The 16367-nt window shown below is 46.2% G+C and carries 14 protein-coding genes and 3 tRNA genes; all 17 read left to right on the plus strand.

The genetic code is table 11. From position 1 onward, the window contains the following. Window positions 1–5: 5 nt before the first annotated feature. A complete protein-coding gene (locus MXE28_RS05225; RefSeq protein ID WP_247239904.1) occupies window positions 6–764 on the plus strand; it encodes an amino acid ABC transporter ATP-binding protein in 759 nt (252 codons plus the stop codon). An 18-nt stretch (window positions 765–782) separates the two neighbouring features. Next, window positions 783–2024, plus strand: a complete 1242-nt coding sequence (locus MXE28_RS05230) for a hypothetical protein (protein ID WP_247239905.1) — start codon at window positions 783–785, stop codon at window positions 2022–2024. A gap of 194 nt (window positions 2025–2218) precedes the next feature. Beyond that, entirely contained in the window at window positions 2219–2686 is a 468-nt protein-coding gene (locus MXE28_RS05235) for a universal stress protein (RefSeq protein WP_021841579.1), read from the plus strand. Between the two features lie 63 nt (window positions 2687–2749). Beyond that, complete coding sequence (locus MXE28_RS05240; protein ID WP_156703889.1) at window positions 2750–4324, plus strand: DUF2157 domain-containing protein; 1575 nt, start codon at window positions 2750–2752, stop codon at window positions 4322–4324. After that, the gene (locus MXE28_RS05245; protein ID WP_247239906.1) at window positions 4314–4955 is read left to right on the plus strand and encodes a hypothetical protein; all 642 of its coding nucleotides are present in this window, start codon (window positions 4314–4316) and stop codon (window positions 4953–4955) included. The genes MXE28_RS05240 and MXE28_RS05245 overlap by 11 nt, the downstream gene beginning before the upstream one ends. Before the next feature lie 129 nt (window positions 4956–5084). Then, a complete protein-coding gene (locus MXE28_RS05250; protein WP_021841576.1) occupies window positions 5085–5381 on the plus strand; it encodes a metalloregulator ArsR/SmtB family transcription factor in 297 nt (98 codons plus the stop codon). Window positions 5382–5602: 221 nt separating this feature from the next. Next, the gene (locus MXE28_RS05255) at window positions 5603–6766 is read left to right on the plus strand and encodes an isochorismate synthase (protein WP_226974236.1); all 1164 of its coding nucleotides are present in this window, start codon (window positions 5603–5605) and stop codon (window positions 6764–6766) included. 198 nt (window positions 6767–6964) lie between these two features. Next, window positions 6965–8908, plus strand: coding sequence for a 2-succinyl-5-enolpyruvyl-6-hydroxy-3-cyclohexene-1-carboxylic-acid synthase (menD, locus tag MXE28_RS05260; RefSeq protein ID WP_021841574.1), 1944 nt, complete (start codon window positions 6965–6967; stop codon window positions 8906–8908). Next, a complete protein-coding gene (gene menH / locus MXE28_RS05265) occupies window positions 8898–9815 on the plus strand; it encodes a 2-succinyl-6-hydroxy-2,4-cyclohexadiene-1-carboxylate synthase (RefSeq protein WP_156703885.1) in 918 nt (305 codons plus the stop codon). The genes menD and menH overlap by 11 nt, the downstream gene beginning before the upstream one ends. Before the next feature lie 173 nt (window positions 9816–9988). Beyond that, entirely contained in the window at window positions 9989–10831 is an 843-nt protein-coding gene (menB, locus tag MXE28_RS05270) for a 1,4-dihydroxy-2-naphthoyl-CoA synthase (protein ID WP_006556072.1), read from the plus strand. Window positions 10832–10849: 18 nt separating this feature from the next. Continuing rightward, on the plus strand, window positions 10850–12301 hold the full coding sequence (gene menE / locus MXE28_RS05275; RefSeq protein ID WP_247239907.1) for an o-succinylbenzoate--CoA ligase: 1452 nt from the start codon (window positions 10850–10852) through the stop codon (window positions 12299–12301). Window positions 12302–12437: 136 nt separating this feature from the next. Continuing rightward, the gene (gene menC, locus MXE28_RS05280) at window positions 12438–13667 is read left to right on the plus strand and encodes an o-succinylbenzoate synthase (protein WP_247239908.1); all 1230 of its coding nucleotides are present in this window, start codon (window positions 12438–12440) and stop codon (window positions 13665–13667) included. Window positions 13668–13774: 107 nt separating this feature from the next. Beyond that, window positions 13775–14152, plus strand: coding sequence for a PaaI family thioesterase (locus tag MXE28_RS05285; RefSeq protein WP_021841571.1), 378 nt, complete (start codon window positions 13775–13777; stop codon window positions 14150–14152). 158 nt (window positions 14153–14310) lie between these two features. After that, entirely contained in the window at window positions 14311–15525 is a 1215-nt protein-coding gene (locus MXE28_RS05290; protein WP_247239909.1) for a chloride channel protein, read from the plus strand. A gap of 193 nt (window positions 15526–15718) precedes the next feature. Further along, window positions 15719–15795: transfer RNA gene (locus MXE28_RS05295), tRNA-Pro, on the plus strand. 9 nt (window positions 15796–15804) lie between these two features. After that, a tRNA-Gly gene (locus MXE28_RS05300) sits at window positions 15805–15878 on the plus strand. 256 nt (window positions 15879–16134) lie between these two features. Then, window positions 16135–16211 (plus strand) — tRNA-Arg (locus MXE28_RS05305). The last annotated feature ends 156 nt before the right edge of the window (window positions 16212–16367 follow it).

Raw genomic sequence — 16367 nt, forward strand, 5'->3', positions numbered from 1 at the left:
TACACATGAGCTTTATTGAAATGAAAGAAATAGAAAAAAGCTTTGACGGCCTACCTGTTCTAAAAAAAGTATCCCTGGCTATGGATAAAGGTGAGGTTGTGGCTATCATCGGACCATCCGGTTCGGGGAAATCTACATTTTTACGCTGTTTAGGTCAGCTGGAAGTGATAGACCGTGGTACAATAGTAGTAGATGGTACACCTTTGGTACAGACTGAAGGGGACGGTAATGCCGTGTATACTGATAAAAAGACACAGCAGGCACTCTTGCTTAAAATGGGCATGGTGTTCCAGCAGTTCAATTTATTCCCACACATGACGGTTTGGGATAATATTTTGATTGCCCCGCAAATGGTAAAAGGCATGAAAGCCGCTGATATTGCTCCGACGGCGGAAGCGTTACTTAAAAAAGTAGGCCTCTGGGAGAAAAAGGATGTATATCCGTCCAAATTGTCGGGCGGCCAGAAACAGCGTGTGGCCATTGCCAGAGCATTGGCCATGAATCCGAGCATCATGCTTTTTGATGAACCGACGTCGGCCCTTGATCCGGAATTGACCGGTGAAGTACTGCGTACGATTCAACAATTGGCGGAAGAGCATATGACGATGATTATCGTAACCCATGAAATGACGTTTGCCCGTCAGGTGGCGGATCGCATCATTTTCATGGCGGACGGCATCATTCAGGAAGAAGGCAAACCGGAAGACGTTTTTACCAATCCAAAGTCACCACGTACCAAGGCATTTTTAGATTCTATGCTATAAGTAAAGGAGACATATGTAATGAAGCAACGATGGCAAATGCGAATTGCTACCTTAGCGGTAGGGGCACTGTTGGGCGTAGTCGGCACCGGCTATGCTAAGAGTTTACCGACTTATGATACGACGAAAGCAACGGCGGAAGCTCAGACTTTTGAAGCTCGCGGGGTTCACAGTGAATCCGATTTACCGGCGGCGTATCAATCGTATGCTACCACGATGATCACAGAAATTCGCGATTACTCTGACGGTTATACATTTACCGTGCCATGGCGTCTCACCAATGGTCGTTATGAATCACAAGCTAAAGATGACGGCAGCACCGAACGCGGTTATTTCTTTAACTTGGCGGAAAGCTCTATTTCCGAGCCATTCCTTGTTTCTTTTACCAAACGTGACAATATTGTGGAAGGCAATGTGAGTTTGCAACAGTGGAACACTACTTGGTATAACGAATCTGTTACGAATATGACGAAAGAACGCTACCTTGCTTTGTGGCGTGAAAACCGCAAGGACTTAAGCGGGTACACCTTAGACGGCGATTTATTCGATTTCAAAGGGGCTACGACGGCTCGTTGGGACTCCTTCGTGCGCAGTGATGCTGGCGAAACCGGTTCTACTTTCTTTGATGCTGAATTTATCATGGCGGCGGACCCTACGCAGCGATATACCATGACCATGATGTATCCTAGCAAATACAATGATTATATGATGCAGGGTGTTGTAAAGAATGTCGTGCCTTCGTTTAAACTTATGAAAGAAAAATATCGCAATACGGGCAACTTGGTATTAACCGATGAAATCAGTTATATTAAACCAAGCGGCTTTAAAGTGGTAACACAAAATAGAAACGGTGCCGTTTTAACCAAAGATTTCTATCGCATCGAAGTGGGCCTATTCCCGATGGATAAAACCGTATCCATCGATTCCCGAGCCAGCTATCCGACTATGACGGCTCGTCAGGAAATTGCCGATTTCTATGTAAATGAATTAGTCACCAATTATGGCGCTACGATTGAAGGTTATAAAACTTTGATTGATAACCATAATACGGGCTCCTTAATCGTAGGCAGCTTACAACGTGGTGAAGGGGTAGCCATTAAGTTTGCTTCTTTCATCACCCTTACCGACTCCGGTCAAGCCGTTGTGGCTCGCGTTATGGCGCCGGATAACGGTCAGTTTACCGACGAAGACTTGATGAAAATGGTCGAAGGTGTTCGCATTCAGCACAAAGGCCTTTTGAGTGGCGGTACGGTTATACTGTAAGCGTGTGCAAGAGCTTCTGTTTAGGTTCGCATACGGTGATATTATGAGTATCTCCGCATTAATTTAAAAATTCTAAACTTTTTTTGAAAATTTTTTGAAATAAAAAAGGACTTTTGTAACTCCGTAGAGAATACTTAAGTATAGAAGAAGTCATCGTGAATGAATCGAATCATTCACCAATGGGAGGGATTCATATGCAAGAACAAAATAACGCTAAAGTAGTATACAAGACGATAGTTGTACCGGCTGACGGTTCCGAGAACTCGAAACGTGCATTACAGCATGCTGTTTCGATTTGCGAACGTAACGAAGCACAGCTTGTTATCGTACACGTAGCCAATATCGTGTCCGCTATTTCCAATTTTGACCAGACCCCTATCAGTGGCGGTTATGTATCGGAACAAATCGCGGAAGACATGGAAGAAACAGGTAAAAAGATTTTGGAAGACGTTTCCAAAGATGTACCTGCTGATATTGCTGTTAAAAATGTATTTGAAGTAGGATCTCCCGGCCCGGCTGTATTAGCGGTAGCTAAGAAGTTTAATGCCGATTTAATCGTAATGGGCAGCCGAGGCCTTGGACCTTTGAAAGGTTTATTTATGGGCAGTGTAAGTAGCTATGTAACCAGTCATTCTACTTGCCCGGTGCTCGTTGTCAAATAAATAGTCACATATGAGGGGCTTTGCTCGCCAAGGGGCAAAGCCTCTTTTTAGAATGGAGGTACTATGAATAAACAACGGATTGTTTGGCTTCATGAACAACTGCCCGAGTGGGAGGCAAAGGGTTGGATTTCTAAAGAACATGCGGCACAGATGCGCGTGTTTTATGGTACCGTAGACACCACTCAGGGGCCTTCGCTCAGAAGGTTATTGGTGTTATTATTAGGGCTGTTGTTAACGAGTTTAGGTGTATTTTTACTCTTTGCCGGTTATTGGTACAGCTTTTCACCGGCCGGTCGTATGGACTGGTGTATTGCGCTCTTGCTCTTGGCGGTTATCGCTTTAGGCTTAGGTCTTTGGAAAGCGCCTAGGGGGAGCATCTATGCGGAAGGCATAGGGCTTTTTTATGTGGCGGCCCTTACCATCTCGACGGTGCTCATGAGCGATACCTATTATACGGGTGAAGGCTGGGGCTTTTATGCCCTCATCATAATGCTCCTCACCTTGCCGGTCATATATCTGTTGGGATCCGGCTTCACCATGATGGCCTATCTCTTAATTGGCCTTTTATGGAGCGTATCGGCGCGGGAAGTTACCATGTGGGGTGAACCTGTTTGGTTATGGCTTCTTCTGGCAGCGGGCAGTCCGTTCTTTGCGGAGCAGTTACGTAAACGCACACGCTCATATTTGTCCACGTTGTGGCTCTCATGGGCCTATGTGGCGGCTATTTTCGGGGCGTTCTTTTTTACCATTACGTCGTATAACTTATCGCTCGGTCTATTCTTTGTAGCGTCTTTATCGGCGGCCACTTATGCACTGGGCAGCTTGTCCCGCGAACAGGGTCTCTGGTCTTTGCCGTTCCGCGGTATCGGGGTACTCGGCCTCATGTATGTGGTCGTATACGGTACATTTATCAGTACCTGGCAGGAAGAAGCGGCGGCTTCGGCTGATTGGCTCAGTATCGGCTTAGGAATAGTTGCCTTAATCTTGGTTGCGGGCGGCTTAAATGCACTTTGGCAAAAACGAATGGGCACGGATCTTTTAATCACGTTTTGTCCTATTGTAGTAGGGCTTTTGATGTTGTCTGTTCATTGGGGTGTGACACCGCTAACCGGTTCTATCCTATTTAATGTATATGTAGTATTATTAGCCATTGTCCTCTTGTGGCAAGGTACGGTAACCAAACGTGTAGGTTTGGTAAATGGTTGTATTTTTACCTTCTTAGCTATGATTGCGGCGCGCTTCTTTGATCCTACGTTCTCCTTTGTTGAACGCGGTTTTACCTTTATGGTAACAGGCGTAGCTATTTTTGCGGTTAACTTGTTCTACATGTGGCGTAAGCAATCGCAACAGGCGCAGGTGAATACATCGGTAGCCAGAGCCAATCGACGTTTACGTCGTCGCCAAACCTTGGGTGATGATGAACATATTGAAGTGACGGATACCGGTGAACATACCGAATCGGCCGGTAATTATACGAGTGCGCCGAGCGATGATCGAACGGGGGCAGACGCAGCGAAATCTGCCACTGTTAAAGAAGACGGTAATATGGCCTATACTGCTCGCGAGCAGGAATCGGCGGCCGCTGTAAGTTCTGATAAAACGACGGCACGAAAGGGGGAATCCTCTGATGCGCAATAGAGTTTATATAAAATGGATTCTCTTTATTGTAGTCGGTATTTGTACTTTGCTATCGCCGTTTTTTATTCAACATCGGTCCACCTCATTGTTGCAAGGTGGCGGTGAATATCAATGGCCCATGTCCTTGTCGCGTACAGCCGGTTGGATTCCGTCCGATTATTTGGAAGTCAGATTTTTAGGCAGTCGCGGACCATGGCAGGGCGGTCGTTTGCCGGTGTATGACCAGGAAGTATATGTGTGGGTAACGGCTAAGCCGAACGGCATCTTGGAAGTAACCGGCGTGTCCGATAAAAAGCCGACTACAGGCGATTATATTTTTGCGCGCGTAACTCGCGTAGATAATACGGATGTAGAATTTAAACTATTATTTAATCGTGTGACCTTGGATTTAAATAAAGTAAATCCCGATTTTTACACGACCTATAAAGGAACTTTATTGGCTACGCTTAAAATCAAAGACGGCCACGGTATCGTTACGGGCGTATATTCGCGCGGTATACCTTTAGAATTGGCTACCCCTGAGAGTGAAGCACAACAGGAAATTGACAGCCGCACACCAATCAATCAAATCGGTGAACCGCAGGCAACTGCTGAAGCAACGGCCGCCATTGACGGGGCGGGTCAAAATTAAACTGGTTAAATTTGCTTGTTTCGTTATATAATAATTAAACAGGCTCTGAAAGCTTTAAGTAACCGTTAGCAAATAGAAGTCTATAAGTATTAGAACGTGAGAATATAAATGGTGTAATAGGAGTTAGGTATGGATGTTGCTCATGCACAAGTAGATGTGCAAGAATTGGCTGATTTGTTTAAAGTGCTGGGAGATCCTACGCGGATTCGCATTGTGCAGCAATTATTGAATAAAGAAATGTGTGTAACGGATATTGCTGAAGCCATGGGTATGGGGCAATCCGCTATTTCACACCAATTGCGAGTGTTGCGCCAAGCGCGCTTGGTAGCATTTCGTAAGGAAGGGAAAACCGTGTACTACAGCCTTAATGACGAACACGTGGTTATGCTTCTCAGTCAGGGGATTGAGCACGTATCCCATCAGTAAAAACAGAATAGCCCTAGGGTTAAACGTAAAAACCGCCTGCAAAGGCGGTTTTATTTTGTTCTGTAAATACAATGTTGCAGACTTAATTTTATGGCAGCGGTTTAATTTTGTTATATGAAGCAGTTGAAAATCGTGGTAAGCCGCATTATGAGAGACATTTTCTTTTGACTGGTGAGAGTGGTATAATAAGATGTTAACGTTATTTATGAATGAGGAAGTTTATGAAATATACAATCTTTCCAACAGATATATGGGAACCCTTAGCTGTTTGGCAACATTTTGAGGGCGAGGAAAGGGTCTATTGGCATGATACGCAGGTTAATCGCGTTATCGTGGCGGCCGGCCGTGTTAAAAGTATTACGGAAGCGGAATTACCGGAGTATCCGTGGGCTTGGTACGGTCAGACTTTTTTTGAAACAGTCAACGATGAAGCATGGCAAAACATGGGGAATGAATTGGTTGTTTTCACCCATTACTATGTACAGGAAGAAGGACGTGCCTATTGGGTCACCGCCGCTGCGGCGCCACCGGTTATTGAATCGGAACCGATTAAGCCGGTAGCACACAGCTATCGCGAAGCGGGAGCCGATGATTATGAAGCCTGGCAGACCTTGTTCGGTCATATTCAAGAAGGTATTGCGTCGGGCGAAGTGACTAAAGTAGTGGCTTCCCGTAAAGTGACGCTGGAAAGCGATACACCGTTTGACAGTACCTCGATTATCGGTCGCTTAGTGGCGCAGAACCAAGGGGCGTTTATTTTTGCCTATAACAAGGGTGACGCCGTATTCCTCGGTGCATCGCCGGAAGTATTGGTGCGTAAGCGCGGTCAGGACTTCATGAGCTATGCCTTAGCCGGTACGATGAAAAAAGATGACATTCATGATCAAGGGGCGCGTCTCTTGGCGGATGCTAAAAACCGCTATGAACACAATATTGTGGTGGATATGATTAAAGCAACCATGAGTGATTTATGCGATAGGGTAGAAGTGAAAGATACGCATATTATGGAACTACCGAATTTGTATCATTTGCGTACCTTACTCTACGGTCATGATACGGAACACTCTATTTTGACCATGGCTAAAGCCCTTCATCCGACACCGGCCATGGGCGGTGAACCGCGGGCAGCGGCGTTGGCCCTTTTACAGCAATATGAGCCGTATGAACGGGGCTTATATGCGGCACCTATCGGTTGGGTTTGCGGGAATACGCCACTTTTCCGTGAAGCGGGCGACGGACTCTTAATCGTAGGTATTCGTTCGGCCCTGATTCATGGCAAGACATTGTATGCCTATGCGGGTTGCGGTGTCGTGGCTGATTCCGATTGCGAGTCGGAATACAAAGAAACAATGACTAAATTACAAACTATTATGCGGGCCTTGTAAGTGGCTTAGGTACCTACAGCTTCGTGGCTAACAGGTTCCTTTGTGGTTAACGGCTTTTTGAACCATCTGATTATAGGCCCTATGAACCAGCCGGTTATAGGCTCTTTGAACCAGCCGGTTATAGGCGTATATCGAAGATTATGATAAAATAAAAAAGCAGGATACGTGTAGTGGTCGTTGTTTTCATGGAGGTGCAGGATGAACGAATATATAGCAGCCGCAGTGGATGAGCTTTTTGAACTTGGTGTGCGCCATGTGGTTTTCAGCGGGGGATCTCGCTCGACGAGTATGGCCGTACCATTCATGGCTCACGGCGGCTACAAAACATATATGAATATTGATGAACGTTCGGCAGGCTTTTTTGCCCTCGGTTTGGCAAAACGTTTGCATACACCGGTGGCTTTGGTATGCACCTCCGGATCGGCAGGCGCTCATTATTTTCCGGCCGTTATTGAAGCGTTTCACAGCCGAGTGCCTTTAATCGTGCTCACTGCGGACCGTCCGCCGGAAGCTCAGTTTGTAGGGGCACCGCAAACGATGGACCAAGTAAAACTCTTCGGTTCTTTCGTGCATCATTTTGAAACCCTCAGTCCCGATATTGCCGGCAGCGGCGCTCTTGAGTCGTCCCTGTATGCGCGTCAGGTAATCCAAAGGGCCTATATGAAAGCCATGGATGTGGTACCGGGGCCGGTACATATTAACGTACCCCTTCGTGAGCCTTTGGTGCCGGATACGAGCGCCGAGCAGTTTGCTAAAGGCCGGTTGAGCGGAGCTAAGCGCTTTGTAACTCAATCGGGTATTATGCGTCTCAGTGAAAATGCCTTAAAGCCTCTGATTGAAGAACTTAAAGGTCGTAAAGGCATTATTTTGTGCGGCCCCGCTACGGGACGCGACGGTGATGATGAGTACTACCGAGCTAATGGTTACGGCAATGGCTTTGAATTTTGCCAGGGCGTAGAAATACGGCCCGGTTTTTACGATAATCCTAAAAACGTAATCAACAATGCCTATGGCACGGCCATGCTAGCCTTAGGTGAAGCTTTGGAAGCGCCCGTACTGGCTGATCCCCTATCGCCGGTTAGAGCTTTGAATCATCCGCTCATCATTGACAAGTATGATGCGTTTTTGAGTAATGAGGAATGGCAAAGTGAGTTGGCACCGGAGTACATCTTGATGATGGGTCAAATGCCGGTTTCAAAACGATTGCAACAATTCATCAAAAAGCATTCCGCAGCTGTTTGTTATCAGATTGATGCGGGGGCCGGGTATCGCAACGGCACGGTAACGACGAACCGTGTTATTCAATGCGACCCCATTGCTTTTGCCTTGGATGTGGCAAAACAGTTGATTTATACCTTATGGGCGCCGGAGATGATTGATAATCTCTTAACCACCAAAGGCGAGTTGAGGACCTTTTTAAAAGCCAAGGAAAATCTTCATAAGAAATTAAGCGACAATGCCTATACGAAAAGTTGGCTGAAAGCACAATATAGAACGAGTCTTTCCATGGCCCGCGTAAGGGAAGAGAAAACTCTCTTTGAGGGCAAGTTCGTGGCCCTCTTGAACGATGGTCTCGATGAGCGAACCTTCATCAAACACGGGGCCCCACAGACGGTGAATGTGGTGGTGGCCAACAGCATGCCGATTCGCGATTTTGACTATTTTTGGCGCCAAGGTAAACCGAATACGCGCGTGTTCGGAAACCGCGGTATCAACGGTATCGACGGCACCGAATCGACAGCGTTGGGGATTGCGGCCGCTTTAGGTGAGCAGACTTTACTCGTGACGGGCGATTTATCCTTCTTCCATGACCTGAACGGTCTTGTGATGGGCAAAAATGAAGGCCTGAACTTAGTAATTGTATTGTTTAATAACGATGGGGGCGGTATTTTTGAATATTTACCGCAAAAAGGCATCGACAATTTCGAATATTTATTTGGAACGCCGCAAGGCCTGAACTACAGTGCCCTAGCTGATTTGATGGGCATTCACTATCAGGCGGTGACGAGCTATGAAGACTTTGAAGACAATGTAGTGCGCGCCATGAAAGCGGGCGGTATCCATGTATTGGAAGTAAAAACAAATCGTGAAGTGAGTCGTGAACTTCACAGAAAGTATACGGTAACTGTGTATGAAAAATGACTTTGACAGTCTTGATGAAACATCAATGTACGATCAAGGTGATCGAGAAGAGATTACGGCTGTGTTGGAAGCGGCCGATGATGTATATATAAGTATTGACAACGTGTCTTATCACGTGGCCCTGCGGGGTGAGGGCATGCCCCTCATTTGTCTCCACGGCTTCGGCGAAGCCGGTGACACGTGGGATAAATTGAATCTCCCCGGTTTTCGCCTCTATTGTGTGGATTTTTTGGGCCACGGCGTATCGGACCGGTCGCACAATCCGGTGCTGTATCAGTTTGATACGGTGCTGCGCCATTTATATACCTTGATTCACACCTTGGTAGGTGAAGAACCATACGGTATTATGGGGTACTCCATGGGCGGTCGCATGGCCTTGCAGTATGCGGCTATGTATGAACCGTCGCGGTTAATGTTCCTCGTATTGGAATCCGCTTCAGCGGGCATTGAAGATATTAATGAGCGGCAGGAACGGGCGGCTGCCGACGAAGTGTTGGCCCACAAAATTGAGACCCACTCCATTGAATGGTTTGAAGAAATGTGGTCAAAACTGCCTATTTTTGCGACTCAGCAAAAACTATCACCGGCGGTGCAGCACACCATCAAAGAGCGTCGTCTCAGTAACACACCGGAGGTGCTCGCCCATACTTTACGCGGCACCGGTCAGGGCATGACGCCCTACGTAGGGAATAAAATTGCCGATTTGGAAATGGAAATCCTTTACGTATCGGGGGCGCTTGATACAAAGTATGATGACATAGGGAAGACTATTTTCGGGTTTTGTGAAAACTCGGCCCATGTGTCGGTCCCTGAGGCGGGGCACAATGTGCACACCGAAATGCCCGATGAATTTAATGATATAGTAAACCTGTTTTTGTCAGATTATAATGACAAAAACATCAGTTGATTAGCTGTTAACTATGAATACTTTATGTGTTTTAGCTGTTAACTATGAATACTTTATGTGTTTTAGTTGTTAACTATGAAGACTTTAAGTGCTTTTTAGATGTATATTAATGTAGCTAGCATTGCCGATTGCAACTGAAATACGGTCGGCAGAGGTTTAAAAAGGAGGCTATTATGAGCAAGTTTGATTGGCAAGTATTGGATCGCGGTTATGAAGATGTAATTTATGAAACCTATAACGGCATTGCCAAAATCACTATTAATCGTCCTGAAATCCGCAATGCGTTCCGTCCTAAAACAGTGGTGGAACTCATTGACGCGTTTACCATTGCCCGTGATGACACCGAAGTGGGCGTAATTATTTTAACCGGTGCCAACCACGGCGGCGATGTGAATAAAGAAGCATTCTGCTCCGGCGGTGACCAGAGTGTGCGCGGTAACGGCGGTTATGTAGGTGAAGACCGCATTCCACGCCTTAACGTGCTCGATTTGCAGCACTTAATCCGCATCACGCCAAAACCGGTTATTGCCATGGTTAACGGCTATGCTATCGGCGGCGGTCATGTACTTCACATCGTTTGTGACTTGTCCATTGCTTCTGAAAACGCTAAATTCGGCCAGACCGGTCCGCGCGTAGGCTCCTTCGATGCCGGTTACGGTGCAGGCTACCTCGCTCGTTTGGTCGGTCATAAAAAAGCCCGTGAAATCTGGTTCTTGTGCCGCCAATACACCGCGCAGGAAGCCCTCGACATGGGTCTTGTTAATACGGTAGTGCCATTTGACCAATTGGAAGAAGAAACCGTTAAATGGTGTGAAGAAATCCTTCAATTATCCCCAATGGCCCTTCGCTTCTTAAAAGCATCCTTCAACGCTGATACCGACGGTCTTGCCGGTTTACAACAGTTCGGTGGCGACGCAACTCTCATGTTCTACACCACCGACGAAGCGAAAGAAGGTCGCGACGCGTTCAAAGAAAAACGTAAACCTAATTTCAAACAATTCCCTAAATTCCCTTGATAGGAGGACGTTTTAATTATGCGATGGTTACGAGAGCGGGCGCAAGCAACTCCCAATCAGCCCTTTCTTGATGGCTATACTTATAAAACGATATATGAGCGCACCGTACTGCAGGCCGGCTTTTTGTCGGCCGTAGTGCTCGGTGAGAACCGCATCGGTCTTTGCAGTGAAAACTCGGTGGACATGGCGGTGATGCTCTTCGCGTTATGGTCCTTAGGGAAAGAAGTATTTTTAGTAAATCCACACCTCACTGTACAGGAGCAGGAACAGCAAGCCCTCGACTTGGGCGTTCATTTAATCTTTGCGTCACCCACGGTGCAGGAACGGGTGGAAGCAACCTGTAACGGTCGTTTTTGCCGACCCCATCACAGTGCGGTCAACGAAGTAGCTTGGCGTACCTGGGGTGCCTTGCCGCCTATGGATGAAACATCCCGCACAAGACTTGTGCAATGCTTTGAAGGTCTCTTGGTGCCGCCACTGATGGATCAGGCTATAGCGGCCATTATGAACACCAGTGCTACAACCGGTTCGGTAAAATCCGTACCCCTTCGCTGGGGGCAGATTGAAGCCCATGTGAAAGCGTCGGCCAAGGTGCTGGGCGTTTCGCCGAACGATAATTGGCTTACCGTACTACCTATGTTCCACGTGTCGGGCTTGTCTATTATTTTGCGGACCTTATATAACGGCACGGCGGCTACGATTATGTCGTCTTTTGACGAAGCCAAAGTCATTGCCGGCATTACGTCCGGTAAACTTACCATGGTATCGTTGGTGCCCACCGTATTGCAGCGCATCATCGATCGTATTGATAACCACGCCTTGCGGGTGGTGCTGCTCGGTGGTGAGTTCATCCCCGATGCGTTGGTGGAAAACTGTTTAGCCAAAGCCATGCCGATTTTTAAGACCTACGGCATGACGGAAACCTTTGCTCAAAGTGCGACGGTGAATGTATTGGCTCATCCGGATAAGCGACAGGCTGTAGGTAAGCCATTACCGGGTGTTGTTATTGAAGTGCGTAATCCCGATGAAACGGGTATCGGGGAAATTTGGCTTCAGTCGCCTATGCTCATGACAGGCTACCTCGGTAAGCCGCCGATTGTTGGCTTTTTCAATACGGACGATATGGGCTATTTGGATGAAGACGGCTATTTATATATTGTGAATCGCCGCCAGGATATTATTATCTCCGGTGGTGAAAACATTTATCCGAAAGAATTGGAAGATTGCCTCTATCGCTTGCCGGGCGTGACGGAATGTGCCGTAGTCCCTAAAGCGGATGAACGGTGGGGACAGGTACCGATTCTCTACTATGCCGGCGAGGCCAGTGTAAAAGCGGTTAAAGAGCACTTGAGTGAAAACTTGGGCCGCTACAAACAACCAAAGGCGATTTGCCGTTTGGCAAAATTACCACGTAATAACTCTGGCAAAATCATGCGTCGCACGCTGATTGACGAAGCGGCGGATATGTAAAATAGAATGATCGGCATGGCAGATTGCTGCGAAGGTAATCGCTATGTGAGGGCGATGCCAACATTTGAAATAAGGCTATGTGGCGTCGATGATATTAATATTGTTTTAAGGCGAGGGACGAACGATGACTCATCAGATGACAATCTCAAAAATCACCTTATGGCACATTGGTTTACCGATGCGCTTTACCTTTCGTACGTCCCAAAGCACCTTATCACATCGAGAAAGTCTTATCGTAGGCGTCACCATATCGTCAGGCTATACCGGCTATGGCGAAGTGGTGGCGTTTACGGAGCCTTTTTATACGGCAGAAACGTTGACCAAGAGTAAAGAGATACTGTTGACGGCGTGGCTGCCGTTTTTTGTAGGCAAAACTATGGTAGGGCCGTGGGCCATGTATGAAATGGTGGATTCGTTACAGGATGTGTCGGTTGAGCCGAATGCGAATGCTGACTATGCTAATGAGGGTGCCGATTCTCCTAGGGCGACGGGCAAAAAATTGCGCATGTGTTATCCTATGGCTTGGGCGGGGCTTGAAAATGCCATCCTCCATGCTTATTATGGTGAACAAGGGTTAGCAACTATCGATACTTTAGTACCCGGTAAAAAATGTAAAACCATTGAATCCGGCGTTGTTTTGGGCGATATGCCGATTCCGGAGCTTTTAAAGGCTGTGGAAAAACACGTAGACAACGGTTGCCGACGTATCAAGTTAAAACTCAAGCCCGGTGATGCGGTGGACCGTGTGGCAGCCGTACGCAAGGCTTATCCAGATATTATCTTGGCCGGGGATGCGAACTGCAGTTTTGCGCCGGACAAGGCTGATGAGATTATTGCTTTAAATGAGTATAATCTGCGGTCCTTGGAAGAACCGTTTGTGGTGAAGGATGCAGCAGGAAACTATAAAAGTGCTGAAGTTTATGGTTCACTGCCTCAAGAATTACGACAGACGATTCAAACGCCACTTTGTTTTGACGAAAGTGTACAATCCTTAGCAGAATTAAAAGCCATGCATCAAACAGGCTGGCTCGATTTATTGAATATTAAAGTAGGACGCCTTGGTGGGCTCCGCGAAACTTTGGACTGCTTAAGTTATTGTCGTCAACATAAGATTGGTTTTTGGATTGGCAGCATGGTGGAAAGCGGTGTTTCAAAATACATGCATGTACAGCTGGCTACCTTGGCAGATACGTGGATGGCCGGCGATTTATCGGATATGAGCCGTTATTTTGAAAAGGACATTATTACCACGCCTATTGAGTTTTTACAGGGAAAGTTAGCCGTGGATTTCAAAGCCGGTCTGGGAACGGATATAAATGATGCGGCTCTGCGAGAATATACCTTGGACAGGACTGTGTTTGAATAGAGCTGGGGCTAGACGACATAGAAGATAGATAAAATAGATCATGGTTAAAAATTGAGCCTTCAAAATGATGAGGTGTAAGATTTATAGCAATCGGAAGGGAGTGCACTATGACTTTAGTTGATCAATTAAATATAGATTATGTAAATTTAACGGATACAGGCTTTGAAAGTACTATGACCATGGGTGAATTTCATGCCCAGCCGTTTGGCTTTTTAAACGGTGGCGCAACGCTTGCGTATTGCGAAGCTATCGCGGGCATGGCCAGTAATCTTATGGGTGAAGGTGCCTATGTGGGCGTAGGACAGACTGTTACAGCTCACCATTTAAAAGCAACGAAGCCTCAGGGCAAATTGTTGGCGCAGGGAATCTTATTACATGGCGGTAAACGCAGTCATGTGTGGGAAATAAAGTTGACTAATGAAAAAGGCGAACACATTTCGCAAGTAACTGTGGTTAATGCATTGATTGAGATGAATTGTAAATAGCTGGTTATGAAGTACTTGTTTAGTAATTGGTTTGTAAAGACGTTTTAAGAGATGTAAATAAACTGTACGGAATGTCGAAAACACAGAGTGAAGTGTTATAATAGGGATATGTTTATAATTTTGGAATAAATAGAGTAATACAGGTGTAGGAGTTTGGTGTGTTAGAGCGTAAAGTATTTGGCCTGGTTGTATTAGTCGGCATTTTTGCCGGTATCGTAGGTATAGTATTTACCAATTTATTGCATGTGATTCAGCATTTTACCTTTGGTTACAATGATTTGAGCTTTGGTGTTGGCGTAGCGCAGGCGAGCGGCGAACGTCGTGTTTGGGCGTTGCTGGCTTGTGGTCTTGTGGGCGGTATTGGCTGGGTGCTGATTCACCGCTATGGCGGCAAACTTGTTGAAGTTAAAGACGCAGTAAAAGATGTGACGAAAGAAATGCCGCCGGTAACTACTTTGATCCACTCTACTTTGCAAATTATAACCGTGGCTATGGGTTCTCCGCTCGGTCGAGAAGTGGCACCGCGCGAAGCAACTTCGGCGCTAATTACTTGGGTGATGCGCTATGTGAAACTAACGAATGAAAATCGATCCCTTCTCATTGCTTGTGCATCCGGTGCCGGTTTAGCGGCCGTGTATAACTCGCCGGTATCGGCCACGATTTTCGTTTTGGAAACACTGCTGTTAACCTGGAACGTGAGAGCGTTGAGCTCCGCTTTTATCGCCTGTGGTATTGCCACATTTGTGGTTCGTTTAGGGCTTGGTGATACGGTTCAGTACGATATGCCACAACCGGTTATGATTGGAAATTTTGCCGAATTTGCCGTACTTATCGGGATTATTATCGGCGTGGCTGTAGTGTTTTTTGATAAATCGCAAGCTTATTTACCTAAGTTTGATCGTAAAAGTCCTAAGATGATTTTATTATCGGTGATTGCCTTTGGCCTCGTAGGCCTTATGGCTGTATATTTCCCGGCCATTTTGGGTAACGGTAAACCTGGAAATCAGCTTACCTTTGCTCATTTAGTACCTTGGGAATATGGCTTAGGACTCTTTGCCGCTAAATGGGCTGCTGTCCTACTCGCTATGGGCGCCGGCGCTTATGGTGGTAAAATTACACCATCCATGATGCTGGGGAGTACTTTGGCCCTCGTTGTAGCCATTGCGTGGAACTTCGCTATCGGGCCTATTTCAATTGGACTCAGTGCCTTTTTGGGGGCAGTAGTGTTCTTGGGTCTCGCGCAAAAAATGCCGCTTACTTCCTCTGTATTTATGCTGGAATTATCGCGGTTTTCAGTGGAACTATTATTCCCGATTGCACTCGCTATGGGGATGGGGATGATTACGCAGGCGTGGCTTAAAGATAAAATATAATGCTAAGATAATCGGCATATTATATAAAGAATACGTACGATTCTTGATGATTTATAATGTTGTAAAGTTTTTTGCAAAATTTGTAAAAAATTTATAAAAAAGTACTTGCGCTGATTTGCGTGGTATGATACAATATCTTTGTTGTTGAGAACGAAGCAATAAACAACGGCGAAAAGAATACTATTCTTTATATCGGGGCATAGCGCAGTTTGGTAGCGCACCTGGCTTGGGACCAGGGGGTCGCAGGTTCGAATCCTGCTGCCCCGACCATTTTTTTATGCGGGTGTAGCTCAATGGTAGAGCCCCAGCCTTCCAAGCTGGTCGCGAGGGTTCGATTCCCTTCACCCGCTCCATAAACGACTTTTACCGCAATCATTCGATGAGTGATTGCGGATTTTTTTGTGAACAGGCACTCTGTTGACTGTTGTCAGTCTGCAAGCTGTTTAAAAATAAAAAAGTATAAAATAATGTAGTTGATATGCATAGAGTAAATCGTGTAAACTATGTAAAGAACTTAGTGATGAGAATTGATTTTTTCTCAAACTTTGGTGTATAATAGTATACAGTGATTTTTGGAGAGCTTCTGATTGTCACAACTAAATTAAATATGGTCCAGTAGCTCAGTTGGATAGAGCAACGGCCTTCTAAGCCGTGGGTCGGGAGTTCGAATCTCTCCTGGATCACCATAAAAATAAAGCAGCCATGCCGATTTTACTAAAGTGTAAAATTGTTCGCATGGCTGCTTTTTTGCTTTTGGGGCTTATTTTTGGGGCTGCGCGATATTTGATGAGTTATAGGACAAAAAGTGTGTGTAAAAAGTGCTGTAAACCTAGATAGATACT

The sequence above is a fragment of the Veillonella sp. KGMB01456 genome (assembly GCF_023051165.1).
In the GTDB taxonomy this organism is placed as follows: Bacteria; Bacillota; Negativicutes; order Veillonellales; family Veillonellaceae; genus Veillonella_A.